Genomic DNA, 19,145 nt, shown 5'->3' on the forward strand with positions numbered 1-19,145 from the left:
TCACTCTTCCAGTAGCCAGCCGAACCGCTTCTCCCAGAACTCCTCGCTCGGTGGCTTCTTGCTCTTGCCGTACGTCTTGCGGTCGCGGATCTGGCGAGCGAGCACGTCTCGTGCCTCGTGCAGCGCGTGACTCGCCCCGTAGCCCTCCCCGGACGCGATGTACAGCCCACGGTCAGTGTGGAGCCGGATGCGAGCGAGCAGGAGCGGCGTCCCGCGGAGCTTCTCGTCGTGTTCGTGGAGGTGGATCTTCGCGTCCAGCAGCGACATCTCGTCGTCCCGGCGTTCGAGACCCTCGACCAGCGCCACGACGCCTTCGTATTGCATGTCGTCGAGCAGGTCGGCACCGTAGATCTGGACGGCGCGATTTCCCTCCGCTTCCCAGGTGAGCGAATCGAGCGCGTCGGTCTTCGTTATGATCCCGTCGGGCTGGCCATCCTCGGTCACGACCAGCGACGACCCGCCGATGGCGAACATCTCCTCGACGGCCGCCTCGAGCGTCGCGCCCGGGCGAATCGTACGTACCGGCGACATCATGACGTCCCGGACCGGGAGGTCGAGTACCCTGGCCAGTTCCCCTTCTCGGGCACCGAACCCGCCGTGGGTCCGACCGGTGCTGGCAGAGATGTTCCCGCCGAACGAGTCGGTTCCGCCCGCCTCGCCGCCCTGACTCCGTTGCATCGAGCGGACGGTGAGATCGGTCACGTCGTAGAGACTGAGGATGCCGACCGCCGCGTCGTCTTCGACGACCGGGAGGTGCGTGATCCGGTTCTTCCGGAAGACATGGAGTGCCCTCCCCAGGGTCGAATCGGGTTCGAGCGTGACGAGATCCGGCGTGTACGCCTCGGCGACCGTCGCCGCGTCCAGAAACGGCTTGACAGCCTCGAGGATCCCGTCGACGGTCACGACACCCGAAAGCTCGTCTCCCTCGAAGACGGGAAGCATCCGCGTGTCGCTGTCGATCATGAGCCGGGCGACCGACCGGACGTCTTCGTCGGGACTGAGCCTGGGAACGTGCCAGACCAGCGACCCGACCTTCTCCTTTGGCTGATGGTGTGACGTGAGAAGCTGTCTCCTGGTGACGATGCCCTCGAACTGGTCGCCCTGTACCACGACTCCTCTGATTGTGGGATCGTCGAACGTTCCGACGAGCTTCGAAACGGGGGTGTCCGGCGTGAACTCTACGTAGTCGTCCGAAACGATGTTTCCAATGTCCATGGGTTGACCGTGCCGCTGTGGTTGACTGTCGATCGGTCTGACTGCTGCCGTGTCGTCGCTAGATAATTGTTTGTTATTCACTCACAAATGTTCGCCGGTCGTTCTCGACGTCTGGCAAACGGCCAGAAGCGCGAACCTGTTCGATATCGCCGCTCGGCGAGCGGTCGAATCGGCTGCAGCAACTCATGCTACTCCGACGGTTCCCGGGCGTCGAGTCGCGCCCGCAGCTTTTCGATCCGCGTCGCGAGCGCCAGGAAGGTCGCCAGGATCGTCAGCAAGACCGCGCACGCCGCCGCGAGGTCGTGTGCAGGGACGGCGTGATCCGGAACCCCCAGTGCCAGGAACGGTTCGGCTCGCAGCCAGGTGTGATGGGGACCGTCCAGCACCGGCCAGAAGTAATCGACCACGTCGTTGAGCCCGTACCACGCGACCGCGACCGCGACCGAGGGGACGGCAAAGCGTGCGTATCGGTGGATGAGAAACGCTTCCAGCACCATCGCGAGATGACTTCCGATCAGGAAAAGATAGAGCCACAGCGCGATCCCTTCGGGCCCGTTCAGCGCGAGCTGGACGTAGGGCGTCCACAGTCCGAGCTTGATGCAGCCGAAGAACGCCAGCGCGTGCAGCCAGTCCGCGTCGAGACCGAGCCGCCAGGCTGCCAACGAGAGGCCGATGAACATCGTCGCAGCGGGGCTGTCGGGGACCAGTGGCCAGGCGGCGACCGGCGCGGCGTCGAGTTGCCCACCGACGGCGAGCCCGGTCGGCCGTCCGGCGTAGTACCAGAAGCCAAAAAACGTCCCGAGAAGGTTGATCGCGACGATCGGCCACGCCAGACGGAGGCCGAGATCCTCGAGCCACTTCGGCAGCGGCGCGACGTACCGCGGGAGTCCGTCGGCTTCCGGTATCGGCCGCTCGGTGTACCGTGCGACGAACTGCTCGATGCGACGACCGACGCCAGCCCCAGACATACCCGCCAATCAGACCACCGACGACTAAACGATAGTGGATCTGGCGGCCCTGCCTGTGACAACGAACCTCTCACATATTAGGAATGAATGTTTCATAGTAGAAGAATGTAACTTTCTTCACCGTCACAGACTAGTATGGACGTCAGTCAGACGCCACCGAGGGTACGACGATGAACACGATCGACCGGATCGAACGGGCGGTCCAGGAGACCTCACACTACGTGAAGCGCAATCTCGGCACGCACGCGGGCAAGCGTGGCCAGACCAACCCCAGCGACGAGGTTCAGACCCACGCCGACGTGTGGTCGGACGACCTGTTTTTCGACGCGCTCGCACCACTCGACGGGGTCGGCAGTTACACCAGCGAGGAGCGATCGGAGACCGTCGACTGCGGGGAGGGGTACGCGATCGCGATCGACCCGCTGGACGGGTCGGGCAACCTCGCGTCGAACAACTCCGTCGGGACGATCGTCGGCGTCTATGATCGGCCGCTGCCGGCAAGCGGTCGGCATCTCGTCGCGGCGATGATGGTCCTGCACGGCCCGTACACGACGATGACCGTCGCCCGATCGGATAGCGATGTCGTCCAGGAGTACCTGCTCAGAGACGGCCACAACGAGCGACGTGGCGTCTTCGAGTTGCCCGAAGACTACGCCGTCGTCGGCATCGCCGGCAAGCCGATCGACCGCTCCGAGCGGCTCAACGCTCTCGCCGAGGACTTGCAGCGCGATCTCAAACTCCGGTACGGTGGCGCGACCGTCGCCGACCTCGCGCAGGTGCTCGAGTACGGTGGGCTGTTCGGGTACCCGAAATCGGAGGTCTATCCCGAGGGCAAGCTCCGGGTCCACTTCGAGGCTGCACCGCTTGCGTATCTCGTCGAGGCGGCCGGTGGGGCCTCCAGTGACGGCCGTCAATCGCTGCTCGACGTCGACCCGGACGAACTGCACGCCCGGACGCCGACGTTCCTCGGTAACGTCGAACTGATCGAACAGGTCGAGGAGGCGCTCGGCGACGACTAGACGTTCTCGATCCCTCTCTCGCGTTCCGGTGGCGAGAAGAAGCAACGATTCTCGCCCCCGACGAGGAGAAGCAACGATTCTCGCCCCGCGACCCGATCCGCGACTGCTATACGTGCCGGCAGTGTAGCCGGTCGCATGGTCGGGAAACTCGATCCGGCGGTGCTGGACGTACACGTCTTCTCTCGGACTGGCGCGTCCGACGAGCGCGTCACGCTCGGCCCGTCGGCCGGAGAAGACGCCGCGGCGATCGATCTCGGGCCGGACTCGCTGGTGGTCAGTTCTGACCCCATCTCGCTGGCCGCGGAGGCCGCCGGGTCCCTCGGTGTACCTGTCGCGACCAATGACGTCGCTGCGACCGGCGCCGAACCAGCGTGGCTCACGAGCACGATCTTCCTCCCCGACGACGATAACGCGCGACTCGATACGCTGACGACGCAACTCGATCGGGGTGCCCGCGAACTCGACGTGGCGATCGTCGGCGGGCACGCCGAAGTGCTTTCGGACCTCTCGCGACCGTTGCTCTCGCTGACGGCGATGGGCCGAACCGAAAACCCCATCTCGACCGGCGGGGCCGAACCGGGCGACGACCTCCTGTTGACTGCCGGGGCCGGGATCGAGGGGACGGCCATCCTCGCGACCGACTTCCGGGACGAACTCGACGCGATCCCCACCGGGACGCTCGATCGGGCGGCCGGGTTCTTCGATGAGATCAGTGTCCTCGACGCGGCACGAGCGCTGTGGCCGACCGCGACCGGGTTGCACGACCCGACCGAGGGCGGCGTCCTCGCGGGCGTCTACGAGATTGCACAGGCTGCCGGTGCGACCGTCGAATTCGATCGAGAGAGAGTACCGATCCGGCCGGAGACGCGAGCGATCTGTGACGCGATGGGCGTCGATCCCCTCCGGATCTTCGGCTCGGGTGCGTTACTGGCGACAGTCGACCCCGACGACCGCGAGCGGGCGCTCGACGCACTCGCGGCGGCTGGAATCGAGGCAGCAGTCGTCGGCAAGGTACACGCGGGCGAAGCGGTCGTCGCGACCGACGGCAACGAGATCACGTCCCAACCGCGGGACGACTGCTACGCGCTCTGGGAAGAGTAGCGGATCCGGCAAAGAACACGGATAAGTGCAACCATTCCATAGGGGCGGGCATGCCAGAAGATCTCGAAGATCTCAAGCGCGGGACCGAGCTGGTCAAGCGCGGCTTCGCGAAGATGCAGAAAGGCGGCGTCATCATGGACGTCGTCAACCGAGAACAGGCTCGAATCGCCGAAGACGTGGGCGCGGTCGCGGTCATGTCCCTGGAGGCCGTCCCGGCGGACATCCGCAAGCGCGGCGGCGTCGCCCGGATGGCCGACCCCGCTGACGTCGAGGAGATCATCGACGAAGTGTCGATCCCGGTGATGGGCAAGTCCCGGATCGGCCACACCAAGGAGGCGGAGATCCTCGAAGCCACTGGCGTCGACATGATCGACGAGTCGGAAGTCCTGACGCCGGCCGACGACCGCTATCACATCGACAAGCGTGAGTTCACTGCACCCTTCGTCTGTGGCGCGCGCAACCTCGGGGAGGCGCTACGTCGCATCGACGAGGGCGCGGCGATGATCCGCACGAAGGGCGAGGCCGGCACCGGCGACGTCAACCAGGCCGTCCACCACCAGCGCAACATCAAGTCAGCGATCCGCAAACTCGAGGGGATGACCCACGAGGAACGCGAGAAGTGGGCCCGCGAGCACGAGGCGCCCGCCGATCTAGTCCACGAGACCGCCGAGATGGGCCGGCTCCCGGTCGTCAACTTCGCCGCCGGCGGGATCGCCACGCCCGCCGACGCGGCGCTGATGATGCATCACGGCTGTGACGGCATCTTCGTCGGCAGCGGCATCTTCGGTGCCGAGGACCCCGAGGCGATGGGGACCGCGATCGTCGAGGCCGTCAACAACTGGGACGACCCCGAGAAACTCGCCGAGATCTCCTCGAATATCGGCTCGGGTATGAAAGGCGACGCCAACGCTGACCTGCCCGAGGAAGAGAAGATGCAGGGCCGGGGCGTCTAGAGCTCCCGATCCATCGGATCCTCGAGTTCGCCAAGCACTTCCTCGAACGCGTCGGTCGCGGTGACGAGTCCGACGACCTCACCGCCGTCGAGCACGAGCGCGAGTTCCTGGTTCTCCGCCTGACACTGATCGATGAAGTCGCTGACGGCCGTGTCGGCGGCGACTGTCATCGGCGGTGTCGCCAGCTCTCCGAGAGCCGTCTTGCCGGCCCGCAGTTCGTCGATGTTGTGCAACACTGTCGGCGCGTAGACGACGCCGACAAACTCCTCGAAGTCTTCGCCAACCAGGGGAAACCGGACGTGGGGCGTCCCGTCCATCCGGTCGAGGTTCGTCTCCAGATCCACTTCCGTAGAAAGCGCGACGATTTCCTCGCGATCGATCATGATCTCGACGACGTCGCTGTCTCCGATTTCGAGGGCGCTCAGGACCTCCGCGCGGCGCTCGTCCGTCAGCTCGCCTTTTTCGAGCACGGATCCCAGCCGGTTGCGCAGTTGTGCTCGCGTCTCGATGGAGTCGGTCTCGGCTTCGAGCCACGCGCCGGTCATCTCGATCCCGAACAGCTTGAGCGTCCACTTGGCGACGCTGTCCCCGACGATGATCATCGGCGAGATGAGGAAGTGAAACCAGTACAGCGGCTCGGCGCCGTACCTGGCGACCATGCGCGTGCGCTCGACGCCCAGATACGTCGGGGTCTGCTCGCCGTGGGTGAGGTGGACGAGGTTGATGATGAGGAAGGCGATGACTGCGCCCGCGCCCGCCGACGCCAGTGCCGTGTCCGCGAACACCGGTTCGAGCAGGAACGCCAGCGCCGGCTCGGCGACGATCCCGACGGCGATGCTGGTCGCGGTGATCCCGACCTGACAGCTCGTGAGATAGATCTCCAGGTCCTCGGTCATCTCCCAGGCCCGGGCCAGTCCACGAGAGCCCTCGCCGACGAACTCCTCTCTGCTGTATTGTCGGGTCCGGGTCAGCGCGAACTCGACGGCGACGAAGAAGGCGTTCCCGAGAATCAGTCCGATCCCCGCAACGAGCCGGACGACGATCTCGACGGTGGACATCGCCATGACGTCGGCGGTTCGGCGCGGCGCGTTATCAATCTCCCTGGTTCGGCCGGATACGTGACCCCGAGATCAGTGGATCGTCGCGCCCTCACCGATCCGGGTCTGGTAGGCCCGCGCGTCCACGCCAGCCTCGTCAAAGGCGTCGAGCATCGCCGAGGCGACGCGAGACTGATCGTCCTCGCGACAGACCGCGAGCACGCCCGGGCCGGCACCGCTGATCGTCACGCCCGTGCTGCCGGCTTCCAGGGCGGCCTGCCGGACTTCGCCGTAGCCGTCGATGAGCTTCGCGCGGGCCGGCGTGACGACCGAGTCTTCCATCCCCCGCCCGATCAACTCGGGGTCGTCCCGATGCATGCCCGTCGTCAACGTCGCGGCGTTGCCGACCGTCTCGATCAGCTGGTCGACGCTGGTTCGTTCGGGGACGACTTTCCGGGCGTCCCGGGTGGAGACGACGATTTCGGGCAGGCAGGCCACCAGCGGCACGTCGGCGTCGACCTGGGTGACGCCGTCGGGCGTCGCGATCGTGAACCCGCCCAGGATCGCGGGCGCGACGTTGTCGTCGTGGGCGTCCCCCGAGACGACGGCCTCGCCCTTGGCGGCGATGGGGACCAACTCCTTGCGGGTCTTGCCCCGGTCGTACAGTTCGTTGAGCGCGACGGCCGCTGCGGCGGCGCTTGCCGCAGAGGATCCCAGCCCCGAGGCCGGTCGGATCCCCTTGTCGATCTTGATGTGAGCCGGGGCGTCGAGTGCTTCGGCTACTGCACCGACCGTATTCTTCTCGGGGTCTTCAGGGATGAACTGGCTACCAGCGCCCGTCACCTCGATCGTCGTCCGGTCGGCGCGCTCGACGCGGACCACGTCCGCCGGATGGGAGAGCGCGACGCCGAAGACGTCGAAGCCACTCCCCAGATTGGCACTCGTCGCCGGCGCCCGCACCGTCAGCATACCCCGCTGTAGCCGGAGTACCCGCAAAAAGGTAGCGGACTGACAGTGACCGTTGTACCGATTTACCGGTGCGACCGCACGCGTCGTGCGGTCGACCCGGAACAGAATTACAACGGTTACTATGACACCCGGATGGAAAGACCTTTTCGCGCTACCGCGGAACCCTGGGGTATGATCGGCGTCGTCGGCGGCGGAATCGCCGGCCTCGCGGCCGCCTATCGCCTCCAGCAACGCGGCCACGAGGTCCAGGTCTTCGAGGCGAGCGAGCAGCTTGGGGGACTCGCGGCCACCTACGAGACCGCGGGCGATCCCATCGAAAAGTACTACCACCACCTCTCGAAGTCCGAGGGGACGATCCTCGAACTCGCCGAGGAACTCGGCGTCGAGATCGAGTGGCGCTACAAGTCCGACGCCTTCTACGTCGAGGGGCAGATCCACCCGATGGACAAACCCTGGGAGATCCTCGCCTACCCGTATCTGAGCTTCTACGACAAGTTCCGGCTGGGCATGCTCGTCAGCGAGATCGACGTCCGCGGCTGGAAACCCCGGACGGACACCTACGAGAACCTCGACGACTTCGAGGACGTTCCCATCAAGGAGTTCCTGCTCGAACACACCACCCGCGGAGTCTACGAGTACTTCTGGGAGCCGCTGCTCGACGCGAAGTTCGGCTCCCGGAAAGAAGACGTCTCGGCGGCCTGGCTACTCGGGCGAGTCAAGTTCCGCGGGGAGCGTGACCTCCTGCGAGGCGAGCAACTGGGCTACGTCGAGGGGAGTTTCGGCCGCCTGCTTGACGCGCTGGTCGAGGCCGTGGGTCGGGAGTCGATCACGACCGGTGCGCGCGTCACGGGACTCGCTAGCAACGGCCCCGTCGATTCGCTGACCGTCGAGACCGACGACGGCACGGCCACCCACGAGGTCGATGCCGCAGTCGTCGCCGCGATGCCGAACGTCCTCGAAGATCTGACGGGCTATCCCTGTGAGATCGACTTCCAGGGCACCGTCTGTGCGGTGCTCTCGCTCGACCAGTCGCTGACTGACACCTACTGGCTGAACCTCATCGACGACGCCCCCTTCGGCGTCCTCATCGAGCACACGAACTTCATCCCCGAGGAGCGCTACGGCGGCGAGCACCTCTACTACCTGGCGAGTTACGTCCAGGAGTACGACGAGCAGCTGTGGCAACTCGACGACGACGAGGTCGAACAGCTGTGGCTCGACGGCGTCGCCGACCTGTTCCCGCAGTTCGACCGGGAGTCGGTCAACTGGATGGAGATCGCTCGTAATCCCCGGACGGCCCCCGTCTACGAGCGGGGCTATCTCGACATGGTCGTACCCTACGACCTGGGCGAAGAGATCGCCGAGGGCGTCTATTATGCTGGCATGGCCTCGCGCGCGCAGTACCCCGAGCGCTCGCTCGACGGCGCGATCGAGGCCGGGTACGCGTGTGCCGATCTAATCGACGGGTGACTTATATTGGCCGTGTGGGGAATGTCAGCCTTCGACCTTTTCCTCGTCTACACCCGGTGCGGCCTCGACATCCACGTTTTCTGGCTCCTCGCCGCCGCCGACCACGAGTTCGCCGTCGCCGGTCTCGACGTAGACGTCGTCGGCGAACCCGCCCTCGGCGTAGGGGTGTTCGGGCTCCTCGAGTCGCTCGGGCGTCGACGGTGCGTTCGGCAGCCCGTCCTCCGGTTTGAATTCTCCGAGCGGGTCCTCAATCGCGATGTTATAAGATTCGAAGAACTCGGCGTAGCGGTCGTAATGCACGTCGAGTTCGTCGCTGGGGAACTCCATCATCTCGGTCCAGCCGTGATTGTAGAAGGCGAAGTTGGCCTGGATGTGGGTGATCTCACGGGCCTCGGCTTCCGGATAGCCGTCCTCCAGCGCGGCGACGTAGGTGTCCATCGTCGCCTCGAAGAAGGCGTCGAGGTACTCGCGCCGGTCGTCTCTGTGACTCTCCTCGGCGCGGTCCAGGAAGACGGACGTGTGAATGTCGACCAGCTTGTCGATGGCGTACTCGCCGACCACGGGCATGGTCAGCGCTTGCTTCGCGGCCCAGTGGCGGACGTTCTGACGGATCTTCATCGACCGCGATACGGATTTCGCCGCCTTGAACGCGGCGACTCCGGCAGATCATACTGCCGATTGCAACACGTCTGAACCCCTCGATACCCCGCCGTGCCGAATATTGTCCCAAACGTACGACGGCATCACACGCGCTGGTTCGGCCCGGAACCTACGCTCGGGGAGAACCCGATCGCCGCGAGCAGCGTCCCGACGACGACGTACAGGAGTATCGACAGCCCCGTCACGAGTTCACCGCTGAGAAGGAACCAACCGGCAAGAGCGAGACTCCCGACGACGAGCACGACCCCGAGTGCGATCAGTCGCCGACTGAAACGGTCCAGTCCGAATACGCGTTCGATCGTCTCACGCATGTCTCTCAATACGGCTGCGAGACTCAAGAACCTTTGTACGCGCCAGAACCATATGTATTTATCATGGTGTATTCCGTCTGGAACGCCGTCCTGTCCCTCGGGAGACCGATTCATCGGGGAGGGTCACGACGTCACCGAGTATCGGTCACTGGAGAGATAGCAACCCACATTAAGGCCCGACCCGAACGAGAGTCCATGACCACGTCGCACGTCATCCTCGGCGACGGGATCGCGGGGAGTTCGGCGGCCGAGACGATCCGCGAGACGGATCCCGACGCCGAAATCACCGTCATCACCGAGGAGGGTGAGGCGCTGTACAACCGGATTCTGATCAAAGAGTTCGCAAAGGGCAAGCTGCCCGAGCCGCCGGTGTCGATCCACGAGCCCGACTGGTACGACGAGCGGGACATCGACCTCGCGCTCAACACGCACGTGACCGGCGTCGATACCGACGAGAAGACCGTCCACACCCACGACAGCGGGACCTACAGCTACGACAAGCTCCTGGTCGCGACGGGCGGGACGCCGATCCAGCTCCCCGTCGAGAACGCCGACGCCGAGGGGATCCATCACTTCTGGACGTTCCAGGACGCCCGGAAGATCCGCGAACACGCCGCCGAAGCCGAGAAGGGCGTCGTCATCGGAGCGGGATTGCTCGGGATCGACCTGGCAGCGATCTGTGGCGCCCAGAACGTCGACGCCAAGTACCTCATGCGGGGTAACCGCTGGTGGCGCTACGCGCTGAGCCTCGACGGCGCGGAGATCGTCCACCGGGCGCTGGAAGAGATCGGCGTCGAACCGGTCTTCGAGAGCGGACTCGACCACTTCGAGGTCGACGAAACGGGTCACGTCAGCGGCGTCGTCGACACCAACGGCGTGACCCACGAGGCGGAGTTCGTCGGGATCGCCGTCGGGCTGGATTACAATACGGAGTTCCTCGAAGGCACGCCGGTCGACGTTGAGGGCGGCGTGCTCGTCGACCAGTACATGCGGACGAACGTCGAGGACGTCTACGCGGCCGGCGACATTACCGAGTATTACGACGTGATCCTCGAAGATCGAACCCAGAACGGGGCGTGGGGCTCGGCCAAAGAGCAGGGCGTCGTCGCCGGCAAGAACATGGCTACCGACGACACGACCAAAGAGTTCCGGTACGTCCCCTCCTACTCGATCACGCACTTCGATTTCCCGTTCCTCTCCTTTGGCCACCCGACTATCGGCGAAGACGACGCCGAGCGCAAATACTCCGAGAACGAGTGGCGTCGCCTCACGTTCAAGAACGGCAAGCTGATCGGCGGGGTACTGATCGGGGATCTCTCCCAGCAGAGCACGTTCAAGAAGATCATCCGCCAGGAACGGCCGGTCGCCGACCAGAAGGAGGCGCTCCTCGAGAAAGAGGTCGATCTCGACGCGCTGGCTCCGTCTGCGATCGAGTGATACGGGCCCGACTTACAGCAGTCCGTCTGATCGACACAGGGCTTTTCTGTCCGCGCTGAGAGCCCATGGCTGATGGATCGTCGCGTGCGGATCTTCGCTGACGCCCGGAGCCGCCGGACGACACTGGTGGGATTGACGGTCATCCTCGCGGTGCTGATCGGTGGCTCGATCGCACTCCGGGGTCGGGTCGCCTGGCTCACCGAGCCGGTCGCGACCCGGGCGTTCATCGCGGAGTTCGGTCTCGCCGCACCGCTCGCGTTCGTCCTGTTGCAGGCTATGCAGGTCGTGTTCGCACCGATCCCGGGACAGGTTCTGGCCGTCGCGAGCGGCTGGCTGTTCGGGCTCTTCTGGGGTACTGTCTACAGCGTCGTCGGGGCAACGATCGGGAGCTACGTCGTGTTTCGACTGGCGCGTCGTTACGGGCGGCCGTTCGTCGAGCGGGCGATCGACCCGGACGCGCTCGCCACGTTCGATGGCTTCTCGGCACGGCGGGGATATCTGGCGCTGACTGCGTTGTTCGTGTTGCCAGGTCTGCCGGACGACGTGATCTGCTTCGTCGCCGGGACGACCGAACTCGACATCAGGCGGATGACGCTGATCGCTGCACTCGGGCGAATCCCGGGATATCTGCTCGCGAACGCCGTCGGCGCGTCACTGGCGGCACGTCTGTACGTCGAAGCGGGAGTGATCCTGCTGGCTGTGCTGACCGTCTCGGCGTTCGTCTACTGGTATCGCGAGACCGTGTTCGAGTGGCTGTTGGCGGTACTTCGATAGCGCTCCGGAACGTGGGGGTGGACGGCCGCCGGGAGAAGCGTGACCAGCGTGGCGGCGATCGCTGCCAGTCGCTTTCGGAGCAGCGTGTACCCGAGGGAGACGACTACCGCGCCCGCGATGATGAGTTGCAACAGGCCATCGGTCCAGAGCACTGCCGGCACTGCAAGTCCGGCCGCGAGGCCGAGATCGTGGAGCGACCCGTCGTAGGGTACCCACCGACGCGGCGACAGCCAGCGACCGTGATAGTGGGAGTACACTGCCCGCTCGGAGTTACCCTCCCAGGGACGCAACTCCAGGCCGCCGCCGAGGACGTCAGTCGCGGCGTGGAGGGCCGCAGCGGCGACGAACGCCGCGAGCGCGACGGTCACGGGTGTTGCCACGAGTATCGCGATCGCGACGACGACCGCCGTAAGGATCGATCCGTACACCGGGAAGTGTAACGTCCGGCGGTGGCCGCGGTACAGGTCCAGATCGGGAGCGACTCCTCCGAGAAGTCCGGCGGCCATCGCGGTAGTTGCGTGTTCGGGTGCCAGCAAGGCGATGACGGCCCCCAGCGCGAGCCCGAGGAGGCCGTGTGTCGTCGCCATCATTGTGACCTCTGTATGAGGTCACGTCATATAACCGTATCGGGGACTCTGTGCCAACATGCGATTGGTCAGCATTCGCGCCCGGATGACGTCAGTGCCGACGCGGACGGTTCCGGCCGTCGGCGTTCGCAGAGCGGTTGCCCTCATGTGAGGGGTATTGTCGGCGTCCTGGTCGGTCGGTTCGACAGTGCCGACCGACACCGTTTTGCGCGCGCCACCGTCATGCTCGGGTATGGACGGCGCAAGCGGCGAGATGACCCTCGCCTTCGATCTGGAAGCACTGAAGCGGCTGGCCCGTCCGGACGCGGTGTTTACCGACGCGCGCCAGTGGAGCGAGTACGTCGGCGTCGTCTCCGAGAAGCCGACCTACGTCGTGACGAACTTCACCCGCAAACACCGCATCCGGCAGGATTTCTTCTCCGGACCCAGGGGCCGCAAGGAGAGCCTCGAAAACGTCAGAAACCAGTTCGAGACGCCACGGTACGTCTACATCGGGACGAGCGAGGAAGACGAGGAACTGGCGACGTCGGTCGGCTGGGAGTATCTGGACGTCGTCGCGGCAGCCGACGCCGCCGACTGGGAGCTCGGTGAACCCGAACCGCCCGGACAGGACGGCGACGACGGCCGCGACGACTGGCCCTGATTTGGACCGCCGTACGCCCGGCCGTATCGCCACAGGCCGTGCGATCGGACCGCCACGCGATCCGTGCGAACCTATCGGAAACGAGTGGTTTTATCCCACTTTTCGTCGAACCGACGGCCGATGAGAACAGCCGACCGTTTGTACGGCCGAATCGCGAGGGGGGAGCAGACTGCAAAGGCCCGGAGGGAGCGTCCAGAGGGGACCGATGTCCGCTGACCCGTTCGATGATCCTGCGCTGGACGAGTCGCTGGATCTGTACCAGCTGCTGGCGGACGCCGTCGACAGCTTGCTGTCGATGACCGGTGCGCAGATCGTCGCTTCGCTGGCGATCGTCGGGATCGCGAGTGACGTCCTCGCGGAATCCTTGCTCGTGCGGGTATTCGAGGACACGCTGACGCTTGTCCGCGAGAACGCCGATACCAGCCAGCCGGAAGTCCAGCAGCTTATCACGGATCTGGAGCGGACGATCGAAGCAGCCGGGTTGACGGTCGACCTCTCGGCCCCGGTTCTGCTGGTCGGACTGCTCGCGCTGGCGATCCTGGTCGAGGCGATCCGGATCGTCGCCGTGAGAGCGTTCGCGAACGACGAACTGGACGGCGTACCACGCGCGCTGGCGGCGCGCCGCCTTCCGATCGCGGCGGCGTACGGTTTCGTGGCCGTGATCTTGATCTATCTCGCGATCGGGATCGTCTCCGTGCTGACGTTCTTCCTGCTGTTCGTTCCCGCGCTGTTCGTCTACATCGGCCTCCTGTTCGTCCGCCAGGAGATCGCGGTCGCCGACAAGGGACCGATTCAGGCGATTTCCGGCTCCTGGGGCCTGGTGAAGGGCAACCGATGGGAGATTCTCGGGCTGGCCGTCGTGCTGTTTCTGGTCACTCTCGGAACGTGGGTGCTCGCGTCGCTGCTCGTCGGACCTGCCGGGACGGTCGGTGGCGCACTGCTGGGCGCTGTCAACCTGACTTTCGGGACGGCACTCGTGACCGAGGCGTACGTCCGACTCAGCGCACGCAGTGACGACAGACCGGATCGACAGCCCTCGATTTGATATCCGGGCTCTCTTGAAACCTCCGCCAGTTGACACGAACGGCGTACTGGATACAAAGCGTGAAGTTAGCACAGCGACGCCGTTTGTCTCGCGTTGAAGATTCTGAACCATCCGTTCACGAAGCCCGCGCGTCTTTCACTCTTCGCCAGAAACATTTTCACTCTGGTTGTGCAAGGAGGCTGGTATGGCTCAGATAGAACAACGAAATAGATCTCTGCGCGACAGTCAAAATTTAGGGTGGTTCGGTCGGTCGCTTTTGTGGGTTGCTCAATCTGGGTTTGTTTGCTTCGTTGCTCTTGTAGCGTTCCGAGTTCGCGTTGGCATGGTTATCGGATCCGTTGTGGCGTCTGTGCTTCTCTTCCGTCAAATCAGCGCACTTATTGATTCCCGGGGGCGACAGCGTCGCTCTTAAGCGCGCGAGCGCCCAACCGACGGATATGCCAGAACCACGCGTCCCCGGGAGCGGTGGGGAACGAATGGAGTTGCCCTGCGGAGAGACCGTCTCGCCGCGGGGGTTCGACCTCGGTCAGCGGGAGTTCGACTGCGACTGTGGGGAGACCCACGCGGTCGTGACGGACGCCCATCCGCTGTCGCGATTCGTCCCCGAGGACATCGCCGCCCAGCTGCGGGCAGTGATCGACACCGACGACGAGTACGACGAGTTCTCGATGCCCCACCTCATGGGATCGGTGATGGAGGAGTTCCCCGACGAGGTCGCCGTCAGAGACGTCTCGGAGGACGGGCAAGTCGGGGCCGCCCTGATCTGGGTGACCGACTTCGACGCCCGACGACTCCATCACGTCGTCGTGGAGCTACTCGTCGAACTGATGGATCACGCGGTCAGCCACATCGACGACGAGGGCCTCGAAGCGGAGTTCGAATCACAGATGGCGGAGTTCGACGTCGAGCGCTTCGTCGAGGCCTACCGCGACCAGCGCGATTTCGAGGACGAATACGACCGGCCGGTGTGACGCTTCCCGTGCGACTGTCTGACAACCCCCGACCACGATCGTTCGGCTGCGGTCTGTGATTTTCCGGCGAAAGTCCGTCAGACGGCTGTCTGACGCCGTTTAATGGTATAGTGGCACATACGTAAGCGTATGCGCATACGTCACGGCGAGTTCGAGCGGATCCGGTCGGTGTTGGAACAGGCCGACGCCGACGAGCCGTTGACAGCGCGCGAAATCCTCGATCTGCTCGAGCAGCACGGCGAGGACTTCGACAGCGCCCACCGAATCGCGACTGTCCTCGGGCGACACGCCCAGTACGGTGACGTCGAGGTCATCCGCGACCAGCCCTACCGGTATCGGTTCCGGGACGCGAACAACTAGCGTGTCCCTGCTGTCTCGAAACCTTCTGGACGACTGTAACAGCGAGGCCGACGACCGCGTGCCCGTAGGATTCGATCTCGCCGGAAACCAGCGGGTTTTTGACGCGTATAGCGGTAAGGGAAGGTATGAGCCACGAGGACTTTCCGACCGACGAGCCCGCGGTGGTGACCTGCGGGTTGCCCTACGCCAACGGCGACCTGCACATCGGCCACCTGCGGACCTACGTCGGCGGCGACGTGTTCAGCCGTGCCCTGGAGAAGCTGGGACAGCAGACCGCCTTCGTCTGCGGGTCGGACATGCACGGCACGCCCATCGCCGTCCAGTCCATCCAGGAGGGCGTCGATCCCGAAGAGTTCGCCCTGGAGTACCACGAACAGTACCAGGAGACGTTCCCGAAGTTCGCGGTCGAGTTCGACAACTACGGCCACACCCACGAGGAGACCAACCGCGAACTGACTCACGAGATCGTCCGCACGCTCGAGGAGAAAGGCTACGTCTACGAGAAGGAAATTAAGGTCGCCTGGGACCCCGCCGAGGACCAGCCCCTGCCTGATCGATACGTCGAGGGGACCTGTCCGTACTGCGGAGCGAAGGCTCGCGGCGACGAGTGTGACGAGGGCTGTGGTCGTCACCTCGAACCCGGCGAGATCGAGGACCCCGTCTCGACGATTACCGGCAACCCCGCCGAGTACCGCGATCGCACGCACAAGTTCTTCGAGGTCTCCGAACTGTCCGAATATCTCACCGACTTTCTCGACCGACTGGAAGGGACCGCGAACGCTCGCAACCAGCCCCGCCAGTGGATCGAGGACGGACTGCAGGACTGGTGTATCACCCGCGATCTGGACTGGGGGTTCGACTATCCCGAGATCGATGGTGACGACGAATCGAGTGCGGAAGATCTCGTCCTGTACGTGTGGGTCGACGCGCCCATCGAGTACATCGCTTCGACCAAGCAGTACACCGAGCGCGTCGGTGCCGATACCTACGACTGGGAAGAAGCCTGGAAGGCGGACGGCGAGATCGTTCACATCATCGGCCGGGACATCATCCAGCACCACACCATCTTCTGGCCGGCAATGCTGCACGTTGCGGAGTACGACGAACCCCGGGCCGTCATGGCCAGCGGGTTCATGACGCTGAACGGCAAGGGCTTCTCGACCTCGCGCAACCGGGCGGTCTGGGCGCGCGAGTATCTGGACGAGGGCTTCCACGAGGATCTGCTGCGGTACTATCTCGCCACCAACGGCGGCTTCCAGCAGGACGTGGACTTCTCGTGGTCGAAGTTCCGCGAGCGCGTCAACGGCGAACTCGTCGGCACGGTCGGGAACTTCCTCTACCGGTCGCTGCTCTTTGCCCACCGCAACTTCGACGGCACGCCCGACGCGTCGGTTTCCGCCGAGGTCGAAGACCGGATCGACGAGGCCGTCGACGCCTACCGCGAGGCGATCAACGACTACTCGATCCGGAAGGCGGGCCAGGCGGCAGTCGAACTGGCCGCCTTCGGCAACGAGTACATCCAGCGCAACGAGCCCTGGAAGCTCACCGACGAAGATCCCGACCAGGCCGCACAGGTCATCCGGGACTGCGTGCAGGTCGCGAAAGCGCTCGCGATCTTGCTGGAGCCGCTGACGCCCGGCAAGGCGGCGGCACTGTGGGACCAACTCGGCGAGGACGGCAGCGTCCACGAGACGACCGTCGAGGACGTACACGCGGCCCCGCCCGAGACGTTCGACGAACCCGCGGAGCTGTTCGAGAAGATCGAGGAGGATCGGGTCGAACAGCTCAACGAGAAGCTCGAAGCGCGCGTCGAGGAAGCGACGGAAGACGGAGACGACACCGAAACCGAAAGTGACGACACCGGCGGTGACCAATCCGGGGACATGGACCTGGAGCCGCTCGTCGACGATCGGATCAGTTTCGAGGACTTCGAGGGGATCGACATGCGCGTCGGCCGCATCGAGACGGCCGAACCGATCGAGGACTCGGACAAGCTCGTCCGCCTGGAAGTCGACATCGGCGTCGAGACCAGACAGGTCGTCGCCGGGATCAAACAGCTCCATGATATCGAGGAGCTTCCCGGGACGAAGGTGATCCTGCTGGCGAACATGGAGCAGGCCGAACTGTTCGGCGTCGAATCCAACGGTATGATCCTGGCGGCCGGGGAGGAGGCCGACCTGCTGACGACACACGAGGACGCTCCGGCCGGCACACGCATCCAGTAGCACCAATCCCCGGCACGTCCAGTAGCGCCAGCCCTTTTATCGCCCGTCCCGTTGACCCTCACATGGCAGACGACGACTCCGACTGGGCGTTCGGGGCCGACGAGGTCGGTGAGAGTGAGCGTGCCAACGGTGACGACGAACGTGAGCGTGACGACGGCGACGCGGACGACGACGGCGAGTGGCGGTTTTCCCTGTCGGATCTGGAGGACGATCAGAGCGCCGTCGAGGGCAACGTCTTCGGCTCACCGACCAGCGACACCGAGGTCATCGAGGCCGGCTCACCTGATCTGGAGAACGTGCTGTTTCTCGTTGTCGGCGTCCTCGTCGCACTCGCCTTTTTCCTGCAGTTCTATCTGGCCGGCGCAGGGCCGGGCTGACCGCAGTATCTCCCTGCCGGCACCCGCGGAGCGCGACGGCAGTCCGCGTCCCGGCCCGTGAGACGACCGAAGGATTATCCAGTCGGAACCCGAACAGACTGGTATGGTTGAGTTCCTCGGCCTGGATCTGGCGACGCTGCTGTTACTGGCTGGTGCCGGACTCGTCATTGCCGAGGCGTTCGCGCCGGGAGCGCACTTCATCGTCCTCGGGATCGCGCTGTTCGGCGCCGGCCTGGTCGGGCTGGCGTTGCCGGGATCGCTCGGGCTACTCGCAACGACGGTCGTGCTTGCCGCGACAGTCATGATCATCGGCGGGGCGGCACTCTATGGATACCGGGAGTTCGACATCTACGGGGGGAAAGGGACGGCGCAGACGAGCGATTCGGATTCGCTCCGGGGCCAGACCGGTCGCGTGGTCGAGCGCGTCACCGAGACCAGCGGTGAGATCAAACTCGAAGCGGGCGGGTTCAACCCGTATTACCGGGCTCGTGCGCTGGACAGCGAGATCGAGGAAGGGGCGGAAGTCATCGTCGTCGACCCCGGCGGTGGAAACGTCGTGACCGTCGAGAGCCTCGAAGTAATCGAAGAAGACGAGATCGACCGCGAACTCGCCCGTGGGCGAGAAGAGGAGGGCGGGCGCGAACCGGATATCGATACCGCCTAATCCGCCGCAGTCCGGCGGGACCGTCGCAGTGGCATGATTTTCACCGAACACTTTTTACCGGGTCGGCCGAAGGCCTGAACGCATGTTCGAACTGGTCCCGCTGCAGTTGATTGGCGCTTTGCCACTGCTTGGCCTCGTCGTTTTGGCCGTCGCCGTCGCCGTCGTCTGGCAGATGGTGGTCATCGTACAAGCATACGAGAAGAAGGCACTGACCGTGCTGGGGGAATACCGCAAGCTGCTGGAGCCGGGGATCAACTTCGTCCCGCCGTTCGTCTCGAAGACCTACGCTTTCGATATGCGTACTCAGACGCTGGACGTACCGCGCCAGGAGGCGATCACCCGTGACAACTCGCCGGTGA

The 19,145-nt window shown here is 64.7% G+C and carries 21 protein-coding genes; 14 read left to right on the forward strand and 7 right to left on the reverse strand.

Going from position 1 to position 19,145, the window contains the following annotated elements; translation table 11 throughout:
- Both OB916_RS15495 and OB916_RS15500 read right to left on the reverse strand, forming a co-directional pair.
- The gene (locus tag OB916_RS15495) at positions 1–1,215 is read right to left on the reverse strand and encodes a CBS domain-containing protein (protein ID WP_315910205.1); all 1,215 of its coding nucleotides are present in this window, start codon (positions 1,213–1,215) and stop codon (positions 1–3) included.
- A 188-nt stretch (positions 1,216–1,403) separates the two neighbouring features.
- A complete protein-coding gene (locus OB916_RS15500) occupies positions 1,404–2,183 on the reverse strand; it encodes a DUF1405 domain-containing protein (protein ID WP_315910206.1) in 780 nt (259 codons plus the stop codon).
- A gap of 170 nt (positions 2,184–2,353) precedes the next feature.
- Between OB916_RS15500 and OB916_RS15505 the strand changes: the two genes are divergently transcribed.
- From OB916_RS15505 to pdxS, 3 genes are all read left to right on the forward strand, one after another.
- The gene (locus OB916_RS15505) at positions 2,354–3,202 is read left to right on the forward strand and encodes a class 1 fructose-bisphosphatase (RefSeq protein ID WP_315910207.1); all 849 of its coding nucleotides are present in this window, start codon (positions 2,354–2,356) and stop codon (positions 3,200–3,202) included.
- A 135-nt stretch (positions 3,203–3,337) separates the two neighbouring features.
- Complete coding sequence (locus OB916_RS15510; RefSeq protein ID WP_315910208.1) at positions 3,338–4,303, forward strand: AIR synthase family protein; 966 nt, start codon at positions 3,338–3,340, stop codon at positions 4,301–4,303.
- Positions 4,304–4,353: 50 nt separating this feature from the next.
- Positions 4,354–5,256, forward strand: a complete 903-nt coding sequence (pdxS, locus tag OB916_RS15515; protein WP_315910209.1) for a pyridoxal 5'-phosphate synthase lyase subunit PdxS — start codon at positions 4,354–4,356, stop codon at positions 5,254–5,256.
- On the opposite strand, the gene OB916_RS15520 is transcribed toward pdxS, so the two are convergent.
- Positions 5,253–6,314, reverse strand: coding sequence for a hemolysin family protein (locus OB916_RS15520; protein ID WP_315910225.1), 1,062 nt, complete (start codon positions 6,312–6,314; stop codon positions 5,253–5,255). The two genes, pdxS and OB916_RS15520, sit on opposite strands and share 4 nt — an antisense overlap.
- A 72-nt stretch (positions 6,315–6,386) precedes the next feature.
- Positions 6,387–7,262, reverse strand: coding sequence for a homoserine kinase (locus tag OB916_RS15525; RefSeq protein WP_315910210.1), 876 nt, complete (start codon positions 7,260–7,262; stop codon positions 6,387–6,389).
- 171 nt (positions 7,263–7,433) lie between these two features.
- On the opposite strand from OB916_RS15525, the gene OB916_RS15530 reads away from it, so the two are divergent.
- Positions 7,434–8,732, forward strand: coding sequence for an NAD(P)/FAD-dependent oxidoreductase (locus OB916_RS15530; RefSeq protein ID WP_315910211.1), 1,299 nt, complete (start codon positions 7,434–7,436; stop codon positions 8,730–8,732).
- A gap of 24 nt (positions 8,733–8,756) precedes the next feature.
- Here OB916_RS15530 and OB916_RS15535 read toward each other — a convergent pair whose 3' ends face one another.
- Together OB916_RS15535 and OB916_RS15540 are read right to left on the reverse strand one after the other, a co-directional pair.
- Positions 8,757–9,350: a DUF6149 family protein gene (locus OB916_RS15535; RefSeq protein WP_315910212.1), complete on the reverse strand. Its 594-nt coding sequence runs from the start codon at positions 9,348–9,350 to the stop codon at positions 8,757–8,759.
- A gap of 125 nt (positions 9,351–9,475) precedes the next feature.
- Positions 9,476–9,703 carry a hypothetical protein gene (locus tag OB916_RS15540; protein ID WP_315910213.1) on the reverse strand — a complete coding sequence of 76 codons (228 nt, stop codon included), beginning with the start codon at positions 9,701–9,703 and terminating at the stop codon, positions 9,476–9,478.
- A gap of 195 nt (positions 9,704–9,898) precedes the next feature.
- Here OB916_RS15540 and OB916_RS15545 point away from each other — a divergent pair, with 195 nt between their 5' ends.
- Both OB916_RS15545 and OB916_RS15550 read left to right on the forward strand, forming a co-directional pair.
- The gene (locus OB916_RS15545; protein WP_315910214.1) at positions 9,899–11,140 is read left to right on the forward strand and encodes an NAD(P)/FAD-dependent oxidoreductase; all 1,242 of its coding nucleotides are present in this window, start codon (positions 9,899–9,901) and stop codon (positions 11,138–11,140) included.
- 72 nt (positions 11,141–11,212) lie between these two features.
- On the forward strand, positions 11,213–11,914 hold the full coding sequence (locus OB916_RS15550) for a TVP38/TMEM64 family protein (protein WP_315910215.1): 702 nt from the start codon (positions 11,213–11,215) through the stop codon (positions 11,912–11,914).
- Here the strand turns inward: OB916_RS15550 and OB916_RS15555 are convergent.
- Positions 11,863–12,504, reverse strand: a complete 642-nt coding sequence (locus OB916_RS15555) for a metal-dependent hydrolase (RefSeq protein ID WP_390884097.1) — start codon at positions 12,502–12,504, stop codon at positions 11,863–11,865. The two genes, OB916_RS15550 and OB916_RS15555, sit on opposite strands and share 52 nt — an antisense overlap.
- Positions 12,505–12,733: 229 nt before the next feature.
- On the opposite strand from OB916_RS15555, the gene OB916_RS15560 reads away from it, so the two are divergent.
- The 8 genes from OB916_RS15560 to OB916_RS15595 form a co-directional block, all read left to right on the forward strand.
- Positions 12,734–13,144: a DUF7124 domain-containing protein gene (locus tag OB916_RS15560; RefSeq protein ID WP_315910217.1), complete on the forward strand. Its 411-nt coding sequence runs from the start codon at positions 12,734–12,736 to the stop codon at positions 13,142–13,144.
- A gap of 205 nt (positions 13,145–13,349) precedes the next feature.
- Positions 13,350–14,189, forward strand: a complete 840-nt coding sequence (locus OB916_RS15565) for a hypothetical protein (RefSeq protein WP_315910218.1) — start codon at positions 13,350–13,352, stop codon at positions 14,187–14,189.
- A gap of 437 nt (positions 14,190–14,626) precedes the next feature.
- Positions 14,627–15,160: a DUF5815 family protein gene (locus tag OB916_RS15570; protein ID WP_315910219.1), complete on the forward strand. Its 534-nt coding sequence runs from the start codon at positions 14,627–14,629 to the stop codon at positions 15,158–15,160.
- A gap of 129 nt (positions 15,161–15,289) precedes the next feature.
- The gene (locus tag OB916_RS15575) at positions 15,290–15,520 is read left to right on the forward strand and encodes a hypothetical protein (RefSeq protein WP_315910220.1); all 231 of its coding nucleotides are present in this window, start codon (positions 15,290–15,292) and stop codon (positions 15,518–15,520) included.
- A 125-nt stretch (positions 15,521–15,645) separates the two neighbouring features.
- Entirely contained in the window at positions 15,646–17,745 is a 2,100-nt protein-coding gene (metG, locus tag OB916_RS15580; protein ID WP_315910221.1) for a methionine--tRNA ligase, read from the forward strand.
- 62 nt (positions 17,746–17,807) lie between these two features.
- Complete coding sequence (locus OB916_RS15585; protein ID WP_315910222.1) at positions 17,808–18,122, forward strand: DUF7312 domain-containing protein; 315 nt, start codon at positions 17,808–17,810, stop codon at positions 18,120–18,122.
- Positions 18,123–18,225: 103 nt separating this feature from the next.
- Positions 18,226–18,786, forward strand: a complete 561-nt coding sequence (locus tag OB916_RS15590; protein ID WP_315910223.1) for an NfeD family protein — start codon at positions 18,226–18,228, stop codon at positions 18,784–18,786.
- An 82-nt stretch (positions 18,787–18,868) separates the two neighbouring features.
- The coding region (locus OB916_RS15595; protein WP_315910224.1) for an SPFH domain-containing protein at positions 18,869–19,145 on the forward strand (277 nt) is incomplete at its 3' end.

The sequence above is a fragment of the Halapricum hydrolyticum genome, from assembly GCF_025517535.1.
GTDB lineage: Archaea > Halobacteriota > Halobacteria > Halobacteriales > Haloarculaceae > Halapricum > Halapricum hydrolyticum.